The organism is Paenibacillus tianmuensis (assembly GCF_900100345.1).
GTDB lineage: Bacteria > Bacillota > Bacilli > Paenibacillales > NBRC-103111 > Paenibacillus_G > Paenibacillus_G tianmuensis.
This window is the reverse complement of sequence record NZ_FMTT01000028.1, coordinates 47815-67516: the sequence shown is the minus strand read 5'-3', so window position 1 is coordinate 67516 and position 19702 is coordinate 47815. Positions and strand designations below refer to the sequence as shown.

Genomic DNA, 19702 nt, shown 5'->3' with positions numbered 1-19702 from the left:
CTAAACAGCACATCGAACCAGGTTCGACGATCAGTAGCGACGCGCATCGTTCGTACCATGCACTCGCTAAAGAATATAACCACCAACCGATCAGGTTCAATGTAAAGGACAATCCTGATCATTTGAAATGGCTGCATACGATGATTTCCAACGCGAAAGCCTTTATCGCCGGTACGTTTCACGGTTTAGATTCCAAACATCTGCAATCCTATTTGAACGAATTCTGCTTTCGCACCAATCGTCGGCAGTTTGAAGGTCAGATGTTTAATCGCCTGCTGGCTGCTTGTGTTTCCACTGATACCGTCACCTACGGCGATTTGACCGAATAAGCCAAGCGGAGCTAACTTGATATTCAAAAATGTTTATGTTCGATGAAATATAGTATTTAGACTGAAACGGTGTTAAGCTAATTTCATAAATTTGGTTGGAGGTAGGAATTTGTTCTCAGGTAAAAAGAAAAAAATCAGAGGTTGGAAAAGGCGTTTAAGAAAAATCGATGAGTGGAAGCAAAGAGTCATAAACGTAGATATGGAGCATCTAAACAAAAACCACAGAGATTATGCTAAGCTTTGGATTCCTCCATTTTATGGCATCCATCGTAGGAATCCCCCTGTCTGGTTCAATCGCTTGATCCTTGAAGCAATGTTGGAGGTTTATGAGAATTGGCTTCAAAAGTTCAAGGAAATGGATGAGGAGTTTTACCTAAAAATATGGCTATACGACCCGCACTTTATTAATTCCCAAATCGTGGCTGCTTATAAAGAATGTCTTTTCTTTTACGACCAAACATTCGATCTCGCAAGACAAGAACAAGAAAAGAAATTCCCTTTTGACAAATACACTTTTTTGAAAGACAGATTGGAAAAATTCGACTGGCGTTTACATATTGATAGCGATGTTTTCACAGAGAGCGACTTAATTGACAATATCCAACGAGGATGGATGAGTGAAAATGAGGTTATAGCCATAAAGAGTAAGGCTTATAAAGTCGATACAATCAATTTATCCGATGGGGATACAGATAAAGTGTATAGTGTGAAGGTTGGGGACGTTTGGGTCGGCTCAATAAAGAACGTATAAGACTCTATAAGTGATGGTACATTCCATGACGTCCACGGCATGGAAATCTACCGCATCATGGGAAAATGGCATCCTCCATCTATTCATTGATATAATGAGGCGATGGCGAGGAAAAACGAAGTACAACATTCACATTTTTGCCTAGGGGGTAGGGTTATGGAGGCTAAAGATGTCAGACGAAATATCGATAAGATCAGAAGCTCCAGAGACTTATGGAAAGAGTTTGAATATCAAGACCCAGACGTAAACTATTTCAAACGATATGCAGCAGCAGTTGCTATTCAATATGATTGGAAGCCTGAGGATTACGATTTAATCAAGTTTTTAATGGAGAATGAGGTTGAGAGCAGGATTCATGATCCTTATGGAGGTTGCGGGGACTCTTTAACTCTTATTTCTTATTTGTTAGCCAAGTTCCGCAGGCCGGAAAATGTATGGCTTTTTGAGAAAGCCAAAAGCGCAAATTTTGATACGCATTGTGCTTATTTTGATGAATGTATTTTTTCTGCCGGAGTTGAACTGACTTGCAAGTACCTTGAGGGGTTTGAACTTACCGAAACCAATACATATCTGTTCGAACATAAAGACCAATTGAATTCACTTTTTTCAGAGCAAGATATAGGAGATTACTTTCATAGAATGACTTTATGGTTTCCCGATAGCATGGAAAAAGAGAAAACTGAAAGTTTACTAATAAAGGCAATAGATTTTGATGACCTCGAAGAGGCTGAGAGGCTTTTTGATATCCTTGAAAAGCAAGCCGAACCTGACGTGCAGACATTATATTATCGAGCAAAAGAATTGAAGAAATATGAAAAGGCCATTTTTTATAAACAGAAGGAATTAGAGTTGACTACTGACGCTCGGGATAAGGTATCATTCATCTTAGATATAACTGAACTGCATATTTTGAATAACGACTACATGAAAGCTTTTGAATCAGCACAATCGTGGGAACGACTTCTTACGCAATTTGATAGTTGGCAATACACCGGATTAGGCCGATCTATGAGTGAATCCTGGTTTGATATCTGTCTTGGCTTTTATAAAGAAAAGGATATCATTAGCGCACAACTATGCTACCGGAATGGTGATTGGATGATAAGAACAACGAATAATTTTTCGTTAAACGTTTTGGAAAAGGCGCTGGCTTGCAGCAAAGCTGTTCGGGATGAGAAGGGGATTCGTTTTTATAAAAAGATAGTTAAGAAGGAACAAAGATGCAGGCGATAAAATGTTCAATAGTTGATGACATCGCGTTTAATGTTTAAGCCAGTCATTTCCTCAGGTGCGAGGTCTCCATTGATCAGTTGGCGAGGCGCGGCCCGCTTGTAAAATTGACACAACAAATGATTTGGAGTATAGTCTAATAAAACCACTCTCTTCGCATTTATAAAGAAAGGAGCATTCGATCCATGAAGAAAAAAACGTTAAAGTTCATATCTTTTGGATACGGATACTCTACTGCTGTTTTTTTCTAAAATCATTTTACGGGTGAAGTGTGCCTAAAAATGATGGTAAAAAATAGCATAAACTATAAAAGGCGAGGTAGATTCAAATGGAAAACGCTAAGATCGTTAGAAAAAATCCGGCGGGGATGCCAGATCCGGTAGGGAACTACACCCATATTACAAAGATCCCCAGAAACGCAGAGCTGTACGTTACTTCCGGTCAAGTCGGTGTAGATCGAAATGGCAGCTTTCCCGATCCTATGAACGAACAGATCAAAAATACGTTTGACAATATTAAAACTGTTTTACATTCCGAGGAATTAACGGCAGAAAATATTATTAAGGTTAACATATGGGCTACCCAAAAAATCGATTGGGATTATCTATATGCCGAGTGGGATAAGTTATTCGGCAGTACTTATCCTGCAATGACCGTTGGCTATATATCCGAATTAGGATGGCCGGAAATCAAAATCGAAATTGAAGTATGGGCAGCTAAAGTCTAAAATCAACTCTTTTCATTCACCCCCACGTAAAAGCCGTGCTTTGACGTGGGGTTTTTGTTTTTGACGGTAGCTGACATGAAAGTGGAGACAAGGGTAGGTATTCACCTATGGTTGCCGAGATGAGTATCTTATTGTTGAAGATACTTCATGGTACGGGGGAATCTGTGTGGGAACCTTTGTTAATGTAGAGCCGGGTGTAAATTTATATGTGGAGGATATCAATCCGGGGGGAAGCAAGACCATTGTTTTTATCCATGGTTGGCCTTTAAGTCATAAACAGTTCGAGTATCAGTTTGATGTTCTTCCCGCAATGGGATACCGCTGTATAGGAATTGACTGGAGGGGTTTCGGCAATTCGGATAAGCCGATGAGCGGTTATAATTATGACCGATTGGCGGATGATATCCGCATAGTAGTCGGTACGCTTCAATTACATGACTTCACGCTCGTCGGTCACTCCACGGGCGGATCGATCGCGATTCGGTATGTGTCCCGGTACAATGGCTACGGAGTCTCGAAACTTGTCCTTGTAGACGCTGCAGCTCCCATAGGCTTTACGCCAGAGACTGCCAATAAGTTTCTTCATGAGACGTTAAATGACCGCCCTAAGATGATGCGGGAAGTCACCGACAGCTTTTTCTTTCAGTATATCAGCGCTCCGTTCTCGGAATGGTTTTTTCAACTGGGATTACAGGCAGCAGGTTGGTCGACCGCGGCTGTCGTCGTTATGCTGAGAGATGAGAAGCTGGATGCCGATCTTCCGCTCATATCCGTGCCTACCTTAATCGTCCACGGCATTCACGACAAAGTCATTCCCTTTCAACAAGCTCAGGAACTCCATCACAAAATAAGAAATTCACAGCTTGTCCCGTTTTACTATAGCGGCCACGGCCTTTTCTGGGAGGAGCGTGACAAGTTTAACCAGCTACTGGGGCATTTTATCAATCAATGACACGACCGGGATTCCTTGATAACTAAGGAGTTCCGGTCTATTTCTTTTTGATGGCCAAAGCAATGGATTGGCCCCCGGCGGGAAGGGGGTTGCTGCGGTTTGGTCGCCATTCTCAAAGCGACACAGGCTATCGCGGATCAGATGGATTTGGACGCTGTTTTGGTGGGGATTGTCAGCACCTTGATGAACTATGCCGGAGCGCAACAAGGCGCGCTGCTTACGGAATCCCATGGTGAGCTGTATGTCCGGGTCTATGCGGATGACGAAGTGAACATTTTCGGCACGCTTACACCATTGGAGGACAACGAGCTATTGTCCGGCGGTATTGCGCGTTATGTCTCCAGAACGAAGGAATCGGTCCATTACACGGGGAAGGAGGACAGTTGGCTACTGCTTATTATTTTGACAACGAAAAGGATGATCTGGTAGGATAAACCCGTGTTGCCGGCCGGAGGGGAACACAAAACGTTAAATCTGGAGGTAGCTATGAACCATTGTCATTTGCTCGATATCGAGTTTGAGTACGGAGGACAAAAGCAAACGATTACCCCCGTGCTGCTTCAAGACGAAGAAGATGTCATTCTCGTCGACTGCGGGTACCCGGATTTTGTGCCTCTTCTTGAACAAGCGGTCAACCGCTGCGGCTTACGGCTCGATTCGATCACCAAGCTGATTGTGACGCATCACGATATGGACCATATGGGTCCGCTGGCCGCGTTGAAGCGGGCTTTTCCGCGTATCGAGATTATCGCGCACGAGGTGGAGGCACCATATATTGCAGGGACGAAGAAGTCGCTCAGGCTGGAGCAGGCCGAATCGACGTTGGATGTCTTGCCGGAAGAAGCGAAGCCGCCAGCGGAGCAGTTTATTCGCTTCCTGCAATCAATCGAGCCGGCGGCCGTCGATCGGACGGTCGCTGATCGGGAGCGGCTGCCATGGTGCGGCGGGATCGAGATCGTGCATACGCCCGGTCATATGCCCGGGCATATTTCGCTGTATCTTCCCGATAGCCGGACGCTGATCGCCGGGGACGCCGTCGTCATTGAGCAGGGGAAGCTGGACATTGCGAATCCGCAATTCACGTTAGATTTGGAGGAGGCCGTCTGTTCCGTGCGGCGATTGCTTGATTACGACGTGGAACGGCTTATTTGTTATCATGGCGGATGCTTCCACGGCGATGCGAAGCAGGCGCTGCGGCAGCTCGTTCGCGAATATACGTCTTAGCGGGGCCATGCGCCCCGGTTTTCCAGACCGTAAAGACGGTTTTAGCAACGCCGCAGTGACATAGCCCGAAGATTAAGGATTGCAGGACGGTGCAAAATAAGGTATAGTAATAGTTAGATAATCTAACTATTAAGAACGCAACGTTAAAGGGTGATGGCATGGAAAGAAAAACGGGGAATGAACGCACGGCGGATCAACAGCTGCCTGCGCTGGGGATCGCCCCCTATTTGGAGCTTATGGACAAAACGGCGGCTGACCACGCGGACCGTAAATCGATTCGCATGGGATTGGTCATGCTGTGGCTTAGCGACAACATCCTCGACGTTATGGACGTCGATTTAGCTCCTTTTGGCGTTACCGAGAGCAAGCTGGATATGTTATTGCTGCTTATGCTGCATGAAGGCAGAGAGCTTATTACGCCTTCCGGCATCGCAGACCGGCTTGGAATCCGCCGCGCTTCCGTCACGGCTCTACTGGATTGGCTAGAAAAACGCGGCTGGGTTTCCCGCGAACAAAGCGCCAAGGATCGCCGCATGATTCATGTCAGCATTACGCCGGAGGGACGGGCCATGGTGGACCAAGTACTGCCGACCTTTTGGTCGACCTGTGCCTCGCTGCTCGGCGATTTGGATGCCGAGGAACGCAGCGTGTTCGAGAAGATTCTGGGCAAGCTGCATCAAAGCATCGAGAAAAGGGTGGGCGTAGGGAGATAATTTTTTTTAGAATAATAGTTAGATAGTCTTACTATATTTGAAAGGAAAATTCGGGTGATGCCATGAAGTGGCGAAAACAGTTTGCGGAAATGTTCAAGGAGCTGCTCGCGCAAGCAAGCGGGCAATGGCCTTTGATCTCGCTCTCGGCGGCAGCGATTGTTGCGATTTCCGTTCTTGAATTTTGGATTCCTCAATTCACAAAAATCGTCATCGATCAGTTCATACCCAACCGGCGATACGACGCGCTGCTTGAGATGGGAGGCTGCATTGTCGGCGCTGCGTTATTGCTGGGAGCTTTTCGTTTTTGCAGCAGCTACATGATGACGCTTGTTAGCCAGAGGGCCATTCTGCGGCTGCGGAATAAGCTGTACCGGCATACCTTGAGCCTGGACTTGAAGTTTTTCGAGCGCAATCGTACCGGCGATCTCATGACCAGGCTTACCAGCGATGTCAACCAACTGCAGGAATTGGTGTCTGCCGAAACGTTATCCATCGCGGCCGATTTTTTCACGTTTACTGCAGTTTGCGGTTATTTGCTTTATGTCGATTGGGAGCTGGCGCTTCTGCTGATGAGCACGTTCCCCTTCCTGTTCTACACGTCGCGCTTTTTCAGCGGCCGCATCAAGTCGGCTTATCGGACGGTACGCCAGTCTTCTGCCGAACTGAGCAATCATCTTCAGGATACGCTGTCCGGAATCCGAATGATCAAATCCTTCGCGAACGAGCACGAGGAGGTACAAAGATTCGCCGAGTGGAGCGAGCAGAACCGGAACGCTACAGTGACGGCTTCACGGCTGTCCGCTTTGTTCTCTCCGATCGTCGACGTGCTGAATTCCATCGGGATGGTCTTCGTGCTGCTGTTCGGGGCTTGGCAGGCGATGCGCGGACGGCTTACCGTCGGTGACATCGTGGTCTTCCTTGCTTACCTACGTCTGCTGCAGGGTCCGATTCGGTCCTTCAGCCGCATGGTGAGCCGAATTCAACAATCAGCCGCGGCCTACGAACGAATTCACGAAGTGTTGAAGACCGTGCCGGAGATTCGTAACAAAGACAACGCGATCGCTTTACCGGCGATTCAAGGGGATATTTTCTTCGATGACGTGGATTTCGCGTATGAAGCGAATGTGCCGGTTCTGCAAAATTTTCATTTGAGAATCCGCGCCAACCAAGTGACGGCACTGGTCGGCTCGTCCGGCTCGGGCAAATCGACCGTCGCTCATTTGATCGCCCGTTTATACGATGTGCAAAAAGGGGTGATCTTCATCGACGGTCATCCGCTGGACGAAGTCACCCTTGAGTCGCTTCGCCGGCAAATCGGCATCGTATCCCAGGATGTGATCCTGCTGAACGGCACCATCCGGGAAAATATCGCCTACGGCAGGCCGGACGCGTCTCCTGAAGAGATCGAGGCGGCGGCGAGAGCGGCGAATGCGCAGGAGTTTATCGAGGCTTTTCCCCACGGATACGATACGTTGATCGGGGAAAGGGGCGTCAAGCTGTCGGGCGGACAGAAGCAGCGGCTGTCGATTGCCCGGGCGCTGCTGAAAAATCCGCGGTCGATCATTTTGGACGAAGCGACCGCGGCGCTAGATACGGAATCCGAGCAGCTGATTCAAAAGGCGCTTTCCCGGCTGCTTCCCGGGCGAACCTGCCTGGTTATCGCGCACCGCCTGTCCACGATTCAGCATGCGGACCGGATTGTCGTTTTGGAAAAAGGGCAGGTTGTGGAAACAGGCACGCATGAAGCCTTGCTTCGGCGTTCGGGCCGATACAAGACCTTGTACGATATGCAGTTTCCGCAAATAGCCATCGAGACGGCTTGATCCTAATTTATTTGAAATTCGAAATTCGAAAGAGGTGCTTTATGTTGCAATTGGCCAATTCATCCCTTCCTGAGCGAAACTATTCTTTGATGACGGCGGTGCTGTGCTGGTCCGGCATGGCGGTGATGTCAAGCCTGTACGTCACTATTCCTTTGATTTCCTTGTTTGCGGAGCTGTTCGGCATCACGCCTACCCAAGCAGCGGCTGCGGGAAGCGTGTTTTCCCTCGGCTTCGCGATCGGCTGCCTGATCTATGGCGCGTTGTCGGACAAATACGGCCGCAAAAAGGTCATTGTGATCGGGCTCATGGCGTTAACGGTCATCTCCTTGCTGCTCGGCGCGATCGACAGCTTCTTCTGGATCATCGTGCTGAGAGGCTTGCAAGGCGCTGCGGCAGCCACGTTCTCGCCGGTGGCCCTGGCCTATGCGGTGGAGATGTTCCCCGCGGAAAAACGGGTGACGACGATCGGGTTTATCAGCACAGGCTTCCTGGTTGCCGGAATCGTAGGGCAGGTCGTCAGCGGTTTAATCAGCCAGCAATACGGGTGGAACGCGGTATTCTATATTCTCGCCGCCGCTTATGTCGTGACTGCGTTTCTCGTTATCCGGTTCCTGCCGAAAGGGGAAATTCAACACGCCCACGCCAACATATGGGAGCCTTTGAAACAAATCGGCAGCGTATTTTCGCAGAAAAATCTTCTTCTTAGCTATGCTATCGCTCTGGTGCTGCTCATGTCGTTTGTCAGCATGTACACGGTGTTAGGCAGCTACTTGAGCGGACCAGACTTCGGGCTGACCAAGCAGGAAATTCTGTATGTGCGCTCCATCGGCGTAATCGGCATGCTGGTGTCTCCTTTATCCGGACGCTTGGCCAAACGGTTTGGTGTTCGAGCCGTTCTGCGCGGCGGACTGCTGCTGGCGATGGCGGGTCTTGCTTCACTGGGGCTGATGTCCAGCCTGCCCCTGCTGATTATTCTCAGCTTGGTCTTTGTGGCGGGCATTGCGCTCTCCGTTCCGGCACTGGTTTCGCTCGTCGGTCAATTGGGAGGCAAATCGCGCGGGATTGCGGTTTCAGTCTACACGTTTATTCTCTTCGCCGGAACAAGCTTGGGCCCCATCCTCTCCATCCGTTTTATGGAAACCGGCAGCTATGGGCTGACCTTTGTGCTGCTGGCGCTCATTCTCGGGATCGGATTGCTGGCCGCATTGCTCATTCGCCGGGAAACGCCCGAGGAACCGGCGGCAGCTAGGAAATAAGGGGGAAATATTTCCCGATCCGTTCATAACGGTTGACGAACGAAACTTCCGTTGTGTATGATGAAAATACGCTTAATTTCCAACTTCTCCGAGTTGGAAAGCAGGGGAACCATTTTTGTGGGGCGAATCGCCTTGTGTGCGTAGGGAACCATCTTTCCCGAGTCCGTCAGCTAACCTCGTCAGCAGTAGATGGGTCCATGCTTTTCGTGCAACTTTATTGCATGAATGACCCGTTGTGCGGGTCTTTCGATAGGGATAGACCCGCGACAGTCAGCCTGACTGCGGCACGATGATGCCCAGGGATGCGCTGCCGTACGGGTCTTTTTGCTTTATTCGCCCATCTGCGGAAAAAGAGAATAAGGAGGTGTCCTGCGGTACTGCTGGTGTAATTACATCCATGACAAGGAGGGTAAAAGCCATGGCACAGCCGAAATATATCACCGATATGAATAAGATTCCCCAAATCCCGCTTCAGGAGCGGGAGAAGCTTAAGCCCATTACGGAGAAGTTCGTGTTTCGCGTGAATGATTATTACTTGAGCCTCATTAATTGGGACGATCCGGACGATCCGATTAAAAAACTTGTCATCCCGAACGAGGGCGAGCTGCTGGAATACGGCCGGTGGGACGCTTCCGACGAGGATACGAATTATGTCGTTCCCGGCTGTCAGCATAAATACCGGACAACGGCTTTGCTGCTCGTATCGGAAGTATGCGGCGCTTACTGCAGGTATTGCTTCCGCAAACGATTATTCCGCAACGATGTGAAAGAAGCGATGTCCGATGTCGAAGAAGGAATCGCTTACATCGCCCGGCATCCCGAAATTAACAACGTGCTCCTGACCGGCGGGGACAGTCTGATCCTGTCGACGGCGCGCCTGGGCAACATCTTAAGCAAGCTGCGGGCCATCGAGCACGTGAAGATCATCCGGCTCGGCTCCAAGCTGCCCGTGTTCAATCCGATGCGCATCTACGAAGACGAAGCGCTGCTGGAGCTCATTCGCACCTTCTCCTCCGCGGATAAGCGCATCTACGTCATGGCGCACATCAATCATCCCCGCGAAATTACGGAGGAGGCAAAAAGAGGGTTCGAGGCACTGCATCAGGCCGGGGCCATCGTTGTGAACCAGACGCCGGTGCTGAAGGGGATTAACGACGATCCCGCGGTATTGGGCGAGCTTCTGGACAAGCTTTCCTGGGCCGGCGTTACGCCTTATTATTTCTTCGTCAACCGCCCGGTAGCCGGCAACAGCGAGTTTGTCCTGCCCCTGAAGCGGGTGTACGCTATTGTCGAGCAAGCGAAAGCTTTAACCTCCGGTCTGGGAAAAAGGGTACGTCTGTCGATGAGCCATACGTCCGGAAAAATCGAGATTTTGGCGATCGAGAATGACAAGGCTTATTTGAAGTACCATCAATCGCGGGACGGGGAGTACAGTAAATTTATGATGTTGGATTGTCCGGAGGAGGCTGCCTGGTTCGACGATTTGCCGGGGAACGAGCGGTTCTGGCATAAGCCGGAGAAGAAGACGGACGCCATCGTTTCCGTGAACGAGTTGCCTGAAATTCCTGCGGCACGCCGGGCGGTCTCAAGTTAAACTAGCGAAAACAGCCAATCCCCTGGAAGATCAGGGGGCTGGCTGTTTTTGGCATATCGCTTCACGCTTCCGCACGCTTCGTATGAATCCCTTGCGGTGTCGTCTTTTTCCGCCCCAAGAGGTTCGTTCCGATAACCCCGGCAATAATCATGACCGATCCGATCAGATGGTATACCGTCACCTCTTCCCCGAGAAACAGAGCCCCGGACGCGATTGAGACGATGGTCGCCAGATTGCTGAACACGCTCATTTTCGAAGCTTCGATTTTGGACAAAATGTAGTTGGCCATCAGGGCAGTGGCAAGCGAGGACACCACGCCCAAATAAAAGACCGAGACGAGAAAGGTCCCGCTAGCCAGCGGCGCGACGAATTGGTCAAGCGTTCCGGCGGACGTGTGGCTGGCAAGCGAAACGGCCAGAAAAACGACGAAGCCGACGCCGAGCATAAAATAAGTGATTTCTGCAGGGCTGAACTCCTTCGAGAGTGAACGGGCCAGCACGCTATATCCGGCAAAGGCGACGCACGTCAGGAACAGCAGGAAGATCCCGGTCATGTTCGACAGGTCGATGCGGCTTCCTTTCATGATAAAGATGAAGATGACGCCGAAGACCGACAGGAAAATCGACAGCTTCTGCAGAACGGTCGTCGCTTCCTTCAAAAATACCGAGGCGAGCACCATCGTCACGACCGGGGTGAACGCGTACAGAATGCCGCCCTCGGCCGAGGTGGCGTGCTTCAGCCCGAACGCTTGCAGCGTGAAGAAGCCGAGCGGGTACATCGTTGCCAGCAGCAGCGCCTTCTGGAGCGGCTTGCCGCGGTAGGTCAGCTTGACCCAGCCCAGCGCGACTGGGATCGACATGACCGCAAACGACGCGGCGAAACGAAACGTCAGCGTGTCGAGCGGGTGGGCGTGTTCGAGCGCGATTTTGGTAAACAGAAACGAGAATCCGATGATCACCGCATTCAGCACGGAGAATACATAAGCAAGTTTTAATCCTTTTTGATTCATGGGGACAACCTTCTCTCCTGGACAGTCGGGAGCGCGTTCGTGAACGTCTCTTCCGTTACTATCTAAGGTAAGGCCAATGAGTGAACCGGACAATGTCATTTTGCCCAAACTGTATCGATACAGTTGGATGGGTTCGTGTATAATGAGGGTAACAAGGAGGCGCATGATGAAAAAGTATGTCTCGATTTTATCCGATATGGAGCATAAAATCCGGGAGGGGCACTTCGGTCCCGGCCGGAAGCTGCCGTCCGTCCGCAGCGCCACGGAGGAGTATGGCTGCAGCGTCAGCACGATTGTCCGGGCCTATGCCGAGCTGGAAAAGCGCCACGCGATCTATTCGGTCCCGCAGAGCGGCTATTATGTGGTCGAGAAGTTGGGAGACTGGCGCAGCGAGACGGTCAGCGAAACGATCGATTTTGCTTCGGCGTCGCCGGATTTGGACGTGTTTCCGTATTTGGATTTCCAGCATTGCCTGAACAAGGCCATCGATACGTACAAATACCATCTGTTTACTTACGGCGATTCGCACGGGCTGGAAACGCTGCGCCAGACGCTCGTTTCCCATTTGGCCGGCGATCAGGTATTTGCCAAGGCGGAGCGGATTCTCGTCAGCTCGGGCGTGCAGCAGGCGCTGGAGATTTTAGCGAAGATGCCGTTTCCGAACGGAAAGACGACCGTTCTGGTCGAGCAGCCGAGCTACGATCTTTATTTGCGCTTTTTGGAGGCGGAGGGCGTTCCGGTTCGCGGCATCGCGCGGACGGCGAAGGGGATCGATCTGCAGGAGCTGGAGGAGCGGTTCCGCAGCGGTGGGATTAAATTTTTTTACACGATCTCGAGATACCACAATCCGCTCGGCACCTCGTACAACGTGGAGGAGAGGAAGGCGATCGCCCGGCTGGCCGGCAAATACGACGTGTACGTCGTGGAGGACGATTATATGGCGGACCTCGGCGCCGAGCGGTTCGAACCGATTCACGCTTATGACCGGAGCTCGCACGTCGTTTATTTGAAGAGCTTCTCCAAAATCATTTTTCCCGGCCTGAGGCTCGGAGCTGTCGTGCTGCCGGAGCGGCTGTTGAAGACGTACCATAGGTACAAAAATTACCCTGACACCTCGCTGCTCTCCCAGGCGGCGCTCGAAATTTACATCAAAAACGGCATGTACGAGCGGCACAAGCACAAAATATATGGCTTGTACGAGGAGCGGATGCGCGCGTTGAACGAGGCCATGCGGCGGCACAACGAAGCAGGGCTGATCGAGGCGGCAGATGTCCGTTCGGGCGTCTATGTCCAGTTTAAGCTGCCCCGGACGGTCAATATCGAGCGTCTGGTGAAGCGGATTGCGGCGAGGAAGGTTAGCGTCGTTCCCGGCAAACCGTTTTATTTGGCGGAATATGCGGAGCGGGAAAAGTTTATCCGCATCAGCATTTCGCGGGCGCAGCGGGAGCGGATCGATGAAGGGGTTCGGGCCATCGTCGAAGAAGTGCGGCGGGGGAGCGGGTGGTAGAGGATTCGATCGGCGTAATCTGCCGGGAGGGAAATCTCCTGTCAGGAGCGAGGAGAAGACGCCGGCCAGCGACGCGCAGGGCGTTCGTCCAGACTTTTTGAGATCCATCTTGCAACAGGCTAGGCTGGCTTCACGCGGAGAGATACGAGAAGGGGCAACACTATATTTCAGTGCCTGTCGAATGCTTGTCAGCCGACTCCCCACTACATGAGGCACAGGAATACGTTCAGACCTATGTAATCCTAAAGAAGACAAAACAATCGATATGGATAACTTCGAGCTCGACTAAACTCAAATTCAAGTTTATTATATCTCGAGGGACAAGGAGTATTTTGCTTCTTGTTCCAGTAAATTGAACAAGGAGTTGCGCGGATTTGTTTGATGATTTATATCGCGCATGGTATAATTATGGCAGTGATCGAATTTGCATTGGATGAACATGGACAACAACCTGTATTAAACCACTTAAACATGCTCAGGGCTCAAGCACAAGCAGGCGATCTAGATGCGCTATGGATTCTGCCACGTATTACACGTGCAATGAGTTTTGTCAGTCGTCATGGTATTCCAGATTCGCTTGATAAGTTGTTATCAGATACCGATGATAACGGAGTCGCTTTTACTCTTGCTAAACCGGTAAAAGAGTTAGTACATCATCATCCTTTGCTTGAACTTAGAGTGAACAGACAAGGGTACGGAGCATTTCGTGCTATATTTTTTGTCCATAAACATGAAGGACAACAAATTTTAGTTTTTACCCGCTCGATTCTTAAACAATCAAAATCTTCCATTGCCTTTGATATTGTTGTTCATGAAACAGAAGCCATGTTTTCAGATTTCAAGATCAACCCGGGGAAATACATTAATTTATGAAAGGGTGTTTTACTGTGACTAAGAAATTAGGACAGGATTATGCCGATTTTTTGAAAGATGCTGAGGAGATACCCGAAGTACGAGAATACTTGAATTCTTTTTCAGTTATTATAGGCGATCTTGTTATGTCTCGACGTCTTCAATTGGGTTGGAGTCAAAAAGAACTTGCTAATGCTGCTAGAACTACCCAAGCTCGTATTTCTCAGATAGAAGCAGCTCATGAAGGCATAAAAATGGAGACGATCAACAAAGTATTCCGGGCACTTGGTCTGGCTGGCATAAATCCTAATTTCCGAGAGGATGCAGCAGGATGTGAACAAGTTTTTGTAAAATGATATAAGCAGAGAGAACCATGAATGGGGTTCTCTCTAATTTTACAGAGATGGTTCAATACGAACTTTTTATGAAGTCGACTAATGGTAGTACTTAGACGATCTCGAACTTGCTACAGTAAGTGGTCAGGACCTTCTTACCGTCTTCCATTCTGATCGTTTGGGTCGTGACTACGACGGAATTATATGTGAGTGGCGATATATAACACGCGAAGTCGGCGCGCACGAGGTAGTCCTGGAATAGGAAGGCTTTTTGTGATGTATTGTAAACAATAAATTAAGTACGGGGCCAACCGTCAATGCGAGGTCGGCACCCTTGATTATGACATACGGCATGTGGATGACCTTCGCTTCACTGTAAGTAATGCCTCAATGATGTGAACAGTCTCCTAAATTAATTTTTTCCCTCTATAATAGCGAAAGAATCGTCGATTGGATGATATTTCAACTGTTCGCGAACGTCCGAGAGATCCATCCGCTTATAGCGATTGTTGGAGATTCCGGGAAAGACGGCAAACTTGATGGAAGGCGTCTCGATGCACCGCAACAGCAGATCCCCCAAATCGCGAGGGCTTATATATGCGCTCAAATCTCGCGCGCTTGCCCCATGAAGTGCCTCCGGATCACTCAAAAAGTTGGCTATGCGGACTACGATGCTGGAGAGACCCTCGACATCGGCGAAATAAGAAGCGAGCGCTTCCCCGAAACATTTGCTTACGCCATACAAATTTTTCGGGCGAACCGGCATGTGCGAATGGATCTGGACATCTAGCGGATACGCTTCGACAGCCTGGGCACTGCTGGCAAAGATGACCCTTTTGCAGCCCTGATCCTTGGCAGCGCGAAATATGTTGTACGTTCCTTTAATGTTGTTTTCCAGCAAAGAAGAGTAAAAATCCGCTTCAGGCGACGGGTCCGCCGCTAAGTGAATGACTGTGGAGACATTCGCGCAAGCTTGCTGGCAAGCGTCCAGGTCCGTCACGTCCAAGGTCACGATTTCATCTCCGGCTTGAGCCATGGCGCTTAGAGCGTCAGAAGAGCGGTCGGCCAAACGGAAACAGTATTCCGCTCCCGCCTCTTTCGCGTATTGCCTAAATGCTTTGCCGATATTGCCGGCAGCGCCGGTGATCAGTACCTTATTGTTCGAATTCATCTTTCATTCTCCTTATTATATAGATATGTTTGAAGACGAAATTTCTCCGATTCTCATGCCTCAAAATGATATTCCATATCCCCAGCCATTGTGGCTGGCGTATCGCCCGTCTTCCGAAAATCATGGGCGTACAGGAGTTGAAAATCCCCAAAATCCACTTGTTTATAGAACTCGAAGCAAGGAAACCCATCATGGCGGCCCTTCACCTGCACGGTGCCATCCTTATATGCGGTAATCTGCAGAGAGTAGTCAACCGTCGGCGCATCAGGACGAAGCGGGTTGCTTGCACTCGCTCGCATAGTTAACGATACCGTATCCCCGTCCCACACTTCGTCTTCAACGCGAATACCGTCCGTAGACGATTTTCCTTGTTTGTACTCGACGGAGCCATCTGGAGCTGTCAATTTGAGCACGGTGACACCCGTATTGGCGAAAGATGTAATTCTTTGCTTAACGAAGTCGATGACGACTTCCTGCTCCACACGGCAACGCCCGGTGTTTACCGCGTGCGGAGTGAATTCCCTTGCATCCGCCTGATATTCATAGATCATGCCTGTAGACGGGTCTTGAATTGGGGGCAGATAGAGCAACCCGCCGATAAACACACTGCCTCTAATTTTGATTAATTCTGCCATAATAGAAACTCCTCACCTCTAATGACTCGAAGTAAATTTAAAGCTATTTATAGTATTCGATGGTTATTAATACTTTCCTTTTTTATGATTTTACTTCCAGCTCTCTGTAGAACCAGATATCAACATTATTCCATACATCCCTTCGGCCACGTTCACAATTCTTTTGTTGAATATCAAGAAAATACTGGCCATGCCAGGAAAGTAATCGAAGAAAGAGGAGATGGGAGATTTATGGATCAGCAGGAGTATGGACGATATTTGATTGGTTTAATTGATGAGGAAGCGCCAGACGGGGAGATCGGGAGGGATGCGTTTTACGGATACTTTCAGATTTTCAGGCCAAGCGGCGAAGGGGTGGAAGCTATTTTTGCACCTCTTGCGAATAGGGAGGTATATCTGAAGCGGCTTGCTCCGATTTATGATATGCTGGACCCTGAAGATTTTAAGGGAGACAGCGTACCCGGATATTTTATTGCCAAATCCGGTTCGGTATCCGAGGACGTGCTGAGAGGTTACGGAGAGCAGCTGATTACGGGAATGAAGCAGCTCATGGAAGAGCATGCCGATGTTGACGGGGCAGCGGAGGCGGCGTCATACCTAGCTGAGATCCATCAGATTGTAATCCTTCCGCGAGCAGGAAAAATATGACGAGATCTTGTATGAAACCTTGGACGAAATTGTGTCCGAGCATAAAAATCTGGACGAACCTGTCGAAATTCTGAGTGAGGCCTATTACTCTATTGCCTGCCATTATTGGATTTCCTATTATTTGCAGTGGCATCGCTTTGATCTTGCGGGTGATCCGCTGGCCCCATGTTTTGAGCTGTACCGATTGGGGTATAATCTGGTATTCTCTGGTTCAAACCTATATATTGAAAGGTTCTAACGGCGGAAATTGTAAGCTCCATCGAACAAGCGAGACGATGTCGGAATGCATACCGGAAAACATGTTTTGATTAAATAGACACCCATGCCACTACGCGGCACCATCAGATGATGAAATACAGTTATTTCAGGATAGCGCCTTAGCGCAGGTGGTGGGAGTGTTCAAGAAAGGCTATGCTAAATCTTTTTGAGTAATGGAAAACCGCCCTCTTGGGCGGTCAGTTGAACTATCGTTCCAGATTGTTGAAGTGAACTTGATGGCGGCTAAGACCCAGCTTTCCTTTTAGCCGCTCTTTGAATCTGGGATTTTATATTATCAATTCTCTTATGAGCTTTCTCTTTAATAAAATCTAACGATTTGCTCCATTTTTTTATCTTATTTGTTTCATGGTTCCAGATGTACACGTCTGCGCTTAATAACCCAGAACTCGTTTTTTGAAGTACCAGATGGTTACCTGTATCACCAGCGGCGATTGAAATTAGATTGTCGTTTATGTAATCCCAACGTGCTTTAGTATTTTCGTAAACGATATGGTTTGAAGTTTTCCGAGGATTTGAATTATCAAAAATGGGGTAAAAAAGCCAGCTACCTGGTAATTCAAGTCCATTTGAAATTTTCCATATCTCTTTTAATTGTTCGGGAAAAGCCACACCCAATTGTTCCGCAGCCGCGTTTATCATCTCTTCACAAACCCCAAGATTTAGAGAGGGCACTTCATTGATTCTATGCTTCTCCATTTTCGCACCTCTTTCTTCTTTAGTGTATCTTTTCCAATCCATATTCACACCTAATCAATGCTTTTACAGAGTTAGTTACACACCTTTTACCCGTTGTTTCCCATCCGACTTGAAACGGTAATGGTCTAAGCCTTTCGTTTTCGCATAGGAACTGAATGCCCGCCACGAATCCGTACAAAGCACGTTTGAATCATTAAGATGTGAACCAATCGCCTCATTATAGTATTCGATGGCTATTATTACTTTCCTTTTTTGTAATTCAACTTCCAGCTCTCTGTAGAACCAGATATCAACGAATGTCTCAACTTACCAGAGTTGGAGTTTCACCAAATCCTGTTTGTTGATGCTGATGGCATTGAACAGGGGTCGTGGATTATAATAAACCAAGAACATTATGTTACATTATTCCATACATCCCTTCGGCCACGTTCACAATTCTTTTGTTGAGTCTCAAGAAAATACTGGCCATGGCAGGGAAGTAATCGAAGAAAGAGGGGATGGGAGATTTATGGATCAGCAGGAGTATGGACGATATTTGCTTGGTTTAATTGATGAGGAAGCAACAGACGGGGAGATCGGGGAGGATGAGTTTTACAGCTACTTTCAGATTTTCATGCCGAGCGGCGAAGGGGTGGAAGCTATCTTTGCACCTCTTGCGAATGGGGAGGCATATCTGAAGCGGCTTGCTCCGATTTATGATATGCTGGACCCTGAAGATTTTAAGGGAGACAGCGTACCCGGGTATTTTAATGGCAAATCCGGTTCGGTATCCGAAGACGTGCTGAGAGGGTATGGAGAGCAGTTGATTACGGGTATGAAGCAGCTCATGGAAGAGCATGCCGATGTTGAAGGGACAGTGGAGGTTGCATCATACTTGGCTGGGGTCCATCAGATTGTAATCCTTCCGCGAGGGGAGATTGGACAGTACCGGGAAAAATATGACCCGATCCTTCATGAAACCTTATTCGAAATTGTGTCCGAGCATAAAAATCTGGACGAGCCTGTCCAAATTCTGAGTGAGGCCTATTACTCTATTGCCTGTGATTATTGGATTTCCTATTATTTGCAGTGGCATCGCTTTGATCTTGCGGGTGATCCGCTGGCTCCATATTTTGAGCTGTACCGATTGGGGTATAACCTGGTATTCTCTGGTTCAAACGTTTATATTGGAAGGGTCTAACGGCGGAACATGTTTAGATTAAATAGACACCCATGCCACTACGCGGCACCATCAGATGATGAAATACAGTTATTTCAGGATAGAGGTGCATGATGACGGAATCAAAGTCTATTTTAGTAAACTTTTTGAACGGAAATTTATCTAAAGATGAGTTCTTGAATATTTTGTATCATAACGAGAATCTGCAAGATGAATTGGAAAAAGAAACGAAAATCGGGACACATACAGGTCATGGAAATTTGCTGTTATATTTGTTAGATACGGAGGAAGAGGTTTTTTATGAAAAAGCAACAAAACCCGTGATCAAAGCTTATCTGGAGAAATGCGGTGTGGACGTTAATTTTAAAATGACGACCGGACAAAAGCATGTTGTGGATGTCTGGGTATCCGAATACGTAAGCTATGAGAGCTTTTCTCAGGCGCTTGAGCTTAACACAAGAGGAAACTGTCTGTTTCAGAAGTATTTCAAACTAAAACATGCGTTTTGCGACTGGGATCATGCTATTATAGAATACTTTGGCGAGACTCCGTGCCCGATCGCTGATATTAAGAGCTTAGATGGATTTGGCGATTTGTGGGAGAAGGTCCAATTAACATTGAAGGAAAAGAACATCCAGAAACTAAGCTGCCTTATTGCGCTAGATGAATTGGATATGAGCGTTGAAGTCAAAGAGTCTCATTCTTTTTTGTACATAGGCAAAATCGAAGTGGAAGATACGATATAAATAGGGAACCGCGAAAAAAGCCAGCATCTCTAAACATCAGAGGCGTTGGCTTTTCTTCTGCTTCGC

Annotated in this window: 21 protein-coding genes, 1 pseudogene and 1 riboswitch; of the genes and pseudogenes, 17 read left to right on the top strand and 5 right to left on the bottom strand. The window is 48.4% G+C overall.

The annotated features are described in order from the left end of the window. The 11 genes from BLO51_RS17950 to BLO51_RS17900 form a co-directional block, all read left to right on the top strand. Positions 1-329: IS1595 family transposase (locus BLO51_RS17950; RefSeq protein WP_143006918.1), on the top strand; the 329-nt coding region annotated here is incomplete at its 5' end. Positions 330-438: 109 nt separating this feature from the next. Continuing rightward, positions 439-1080 carry a hypothetical protein gene (locus BLO51_RS17945; protein WP_090674082.1) on the top strand — a complete coding sequence of 214 codons (642 nt, stop codon included), beginning with the start codon at positions 439-441 and terminating at the stop codon, positions 1078-1080. Positions 1081-1236: 156 nt separating this feature from the next. Beyond that, a complete protein-coding gene (locus tag BLO51_RS17940; RefSeq protein ID WP_090674079.1) occupies positions 1237-2313 on the top strand; it encodes a hypothetical protein in 1077 nt (358 codons plus the stop codon). 325 nt (positions 2314-2638) lie between these two features. Beyond that, positions 2639-3037, top strand: a complete 399-nt coding sequence (locus BLO51_RS17935) for a RidA family protein (RefSeq protein ID WP_090674078.1) — start codon at positions 2639-2641, stop codon at positions 3035-3037. A 166-nt stretch (positions 3038-3203) separates the two neighbouring features. After that, positions 3204-3989 (top strand): alpha/beta fold hydrolase, encoded by a 786-nt coding sequence (locus tag BLO51_RS17930; protein ID WP_090674076.1) that lies wholly within the window; start codon positions 3204-3206, stop codon positions 3987-3989. Positions 3990-4088: 99 nt separating this feature from the next. Next, positions 4089-4418 carry a hypothetical protein gene (locus BLO51_RS17925; protein ID WP_174551267.1) on the top strand — a complete coding sequence of 110 codons (330 nt, stop codon included), beginning with the start codon at positions 4089-4091 and terminating at the stop codon, positions 4416-4418. A 57-nt stretch (positions 4419-4475) separates the two neighbouring features. Further along, complete coding sequence (locus BLO51_RS17920; protein WP_090674075.1) at positions 4476-5213, top strand: MBL fold metallo-hydrolase; 738 nt, start codon at positions 4476-4478, stop codon at positions 5211-5213. A 158-nt stretch (positions 5214-5371) separates the two neighbouring features. Continuing rightward, positions 5372-5926: a MarR family winged helix-turn-helix transcriptional regulator gene (locus BLO51_RS17915; RefSeq protein ID WP_090674073.1), complete on the top strand. Its 555-nt coding sequence runs from the start codon at positions 5372-5374 to the stop codon at positions 5924-5926. A gap of 62 nt (positions 5927-5988) precedes the next feature. After that, complete coding sequence (locus tag BLO51_RS17910; protein WP_090674072.1) at positions 5989-7749, top strand: ABC transporter ATP-binding protein; 1761 nt, start codon at positions 5989-5991, stop codon at positions 7747-7749. A gap of 41 nt (positions 7750-7790) precedes the next feature. Continuing rightward, positions 7791-9005, top strand: coding sequence for an MFS transporter (locus BLO51_RS17905; protein WP_090674070.1), 1215 nt, complete (start codon positions 7791-7793; stop codon positions 9003-9005). A 59-nt stretch (positions 9006-9064) separates the two neighbouring features. Further along, positions 9065-9203: riboswitch (cyclic di-AMP (ydaO/yuaA leader) on the top strand. Between the two features lie 220 nt (positions 9204-9423). Further along, positions 9424-10599 (top strand): KamA family radical SAM protein, encoded by a 1176-nt coding sequence (locus tag BLO51_RS17900; RefSeq protein WP_090674068.1) that lies wholly within the window; start codon positions 9424-9426, stop codon positions 10597-10599. A gap of 61 nt (positions 10600-10660) precedes the next feature. Here BLO51_RS17900 and BLO51_RS17895 read toward each other — a convergent pair whose 3' ends face one another. Next, the gene (locus tag BLO51_RS17895) at positions 10661-11608 is read right to left on the bottom strand and encodes a DMT family transporter (protein ID WP_090674066.1); all 948 of its coding nucleotides are present in this window, start codon (positions 11606-11608) and stop codon (positions 10661-10663) included. 166 nt (positions 11609-11774) lie between these two features. Here BLO51_RS17895 and BLO51_RS17890 point away from each other — a divergent pair, with 166 nt between their 5' ends. From BLO51_RS17890 to BLO51_RS17880, 3 genes are all read left to right on the top strand, one after another. Continuing rightward, positions 11775-13115, top strand: a complete 1341-nt coding sequence (locus BLO51_RS17890; RefSeq protein ID WP_090674065.1) for an aminotransferase-like domain-containing protein — start codon at positions 11775-11777, stop codon at positions 13113-13115. A 378-nt stretch (positions 13116-13493) separates the two neighbouring features. Continuing rightward, the gene (locus tag BLO51_RS17885; protein WP_143006917.1) at positions 13494-13988 is read left to right on the top strand and encodes a hypothetical protein; all 495 of its coding nucleotides are present in this window, start codon (positions 13494-13496) and stop codon (positions 13986-13988) included. Positions 13989-14002: 14 nt separating this feature from the next. Beyond that, positions 14003-14323: a helix-turn-helix domain-containing protein gene (locus tag BLO51_RS17880; RefSeq protein ID WP_167670250.1), complete on the top strand. Its 321-nt coding sequence runs from the start codon at positions 14003-14005 to the stop codon at positions 14321-14323. 391 nt (positions 14324-14714) lie between these two features. Here BLO51_RS17880 and BLO51_RS17870 read toward each other — a convergent pair whose 3' ends face one another. Both BLO51_RS17870 and BLO51_RS17865 read right to left on the bottom strand, forming a co-directional pair. Continuing rightward, a complete protein-coding gene (locus BLO51_RS17870; RefSeq protein ID WP_090674060.1) occupies positions 14715-15473 on the bottom strand; it encodes an NAD-dependent epimerase/dehydratase family protein in 759 nt (252 codons plus the stop codon). A gap of 53 nt (positions 15474-15526) precedes the next feature. Then, complete coding sequence (locus BLO51_RS17865; RefSeq protein ID WP_090674059.1) at positions 15527-16108, bottom strand: DUF3238 domain-containing protein; 582 nt, start codon at positions 16106-16108, stop codon at positions 15527-15529. Between the two features lie 21 nt (positions 16109-16129). On the opposite strand from BLO51_RS17865, the gene BLO51_RS30430 reads away from it, so the two are divergent. Then, positions 16130-16756: a hypothetical protein gene (locus BLO51_RS30430; RefSeq protein ID WP_245719723.1), complete on the top strand. Its 627-nt coding sequence runs from the start codon at positions 16130-16132 to the stop codon at positions 16754-16756. Positions 16757-17257: 501 nt separating this feature from the next. Here BLO51_RS30430 and BLO51_RS17855 read toward each other — a convergent pair. Further along, positions 17258-17773, bottom strand: coding sequence for an SMI1/KNR4 family protein (locus tag BLO51_RS17855; RefSeq protein WP_090674057.1), 516 nt, complete (start codon positions 17771-17773; stop codon positions 17258-17260). Between the two features lie 36 nt (positions 17774-17809). Next, positions 17810-17950, bottom strand: a pseudogene (locus tag BLO51_RS28685) (IS1595 family transposase); the annotation flags it as partial. 289 nt (positions 17951-18239) lie between these two features. Here BLO51_RS28685 and BLO51_RS17850 point away from each other — a divergent pair. Beyond that, positions 18240-18911, top strand: a complete 672-nt coding sequence (locus BLO51_RS17850; protein ID WP_090674055.1) for a hypothetical protein — start codon at positions 18240-18242, stop codon at positions 18909-18911. Between the two features lie 89 nt (positions 18912-19000). Continuing rightward, positions 19001-19636: a hypothetical protein gene (locus tag BLO51_RS17845; RefSeq protein WP_090674053.1), complete on the top strand. Its 636-nt coding sequence runs from the start codon at positions 19001-19003 to the stop codon at positions 19634-19636. Positions 19637-19702 lie beyond the last annotated feature (66 nt).

Bases quoted from the DNA above. Each gene is read 5' to 3' on its own strand.
- BLO51_RS17905 (WP_090674070.1), top strand. From the start codon at position 7,791: ATGTTGCAATTGGCCAATTCATCCCTTCCTGAGCGAAACTATTCTTTG.
- BLO51_RS30430 (WP_245719723.1), top strand. From the start codon at position 16,130: ATGACTCGAAGTAAATTTAAAGCTATTTATAGTATTCGATGGTTATTA.
- BLO51_RS17865 (WP_090674059.1), bottom strand. From the start codon at position 16,108: ATGGCAGAATTAATCAAAATTAGAGGCAGTGTGTTTATCGGCGGGTTG.
- BLO51_RS17845 (WP_090674053.1), top strand. From the start codon at position 19,001: ATGATGACGGAATCAAAGTCTATTTTAGTAAACTTTTTGAACGGAAAT.
- BLO51_RS17915 (WP_090674073.1), top strand. From the start codon at position 5,372: ATGGAAAGAAAAACGGGGAATGAACGCACGGCGGATCAACAGCTGCCT.
- BLO51_RS17870 (WP_090674060.1), bottom strand. From the start codon at position 15,473: ATGAATTCGAACAATAAGGTACTGATCACCGGCGCTGCCGGCAATATC.
- BLO51_RS17850 (WP_090674055.1), top strand. From the start codon at position 18,240: ATGGATCAGCAGGAGTATGGACGATATTTGCTTGGTTTAATTGATGAG.
- BLO51_RS17855 (WP_090674057.1), bottom strand. From the start codon at position 17,773: ATGGATTGGAAAAGATACACTAAAGAAGAAAGAGGTGCGAAAATGGAG.
- BLO51_RS17910 (WP_090674072.1), top strand. From the start codon at position 5,989: ATGAAGTGGCGAAAACAGTTTGCGGAAATGTTCAAGGAGCTGCTCGCG.
- BLO51_RS17895 (WP_090674066.1), bottom strand. From the start codon at position 11,608: ATGAATCAAAAAGGATTAAAACTTGCTTATGTATTCTCCGTGCTGAAT.
- BLO51_RS17920 (WP_090674075.1), top strand. From the start codon at position 4,476: ATGAACCATTGTCATTTGCTCGATATCGAGTTTGAGTACGGAGGACAA.
- BLO51_RS17935 (WP_090674078.1), top strand. From the start codon at position 2,639: ATGGAAAACGCTAAGATCGTTAGAAAAAATCCGGCGGGGATGCCAGAT.
- BLO51_RS17940 (WP_090674079.1), top strand. From the start codon at position 1,237: ATGGAGGCTAAAGATGTCAGACGAAATATCGATAAGATCAGAAGCTCC.
- BLO51_RS17890 (WP_090674065.1), top strand. From the start codon at position 11,775: ATGAAAAAGTATGTCTCGATTTTATCCGATATGGAGCATAAAATCCGG.
- BLO51_RS17900 (WP_090674068.1), top strand. From the start codon at position 9,424: ATGGCACAGCCGAAATATATCACCGATATGAATAAGATTCCCCAAATC.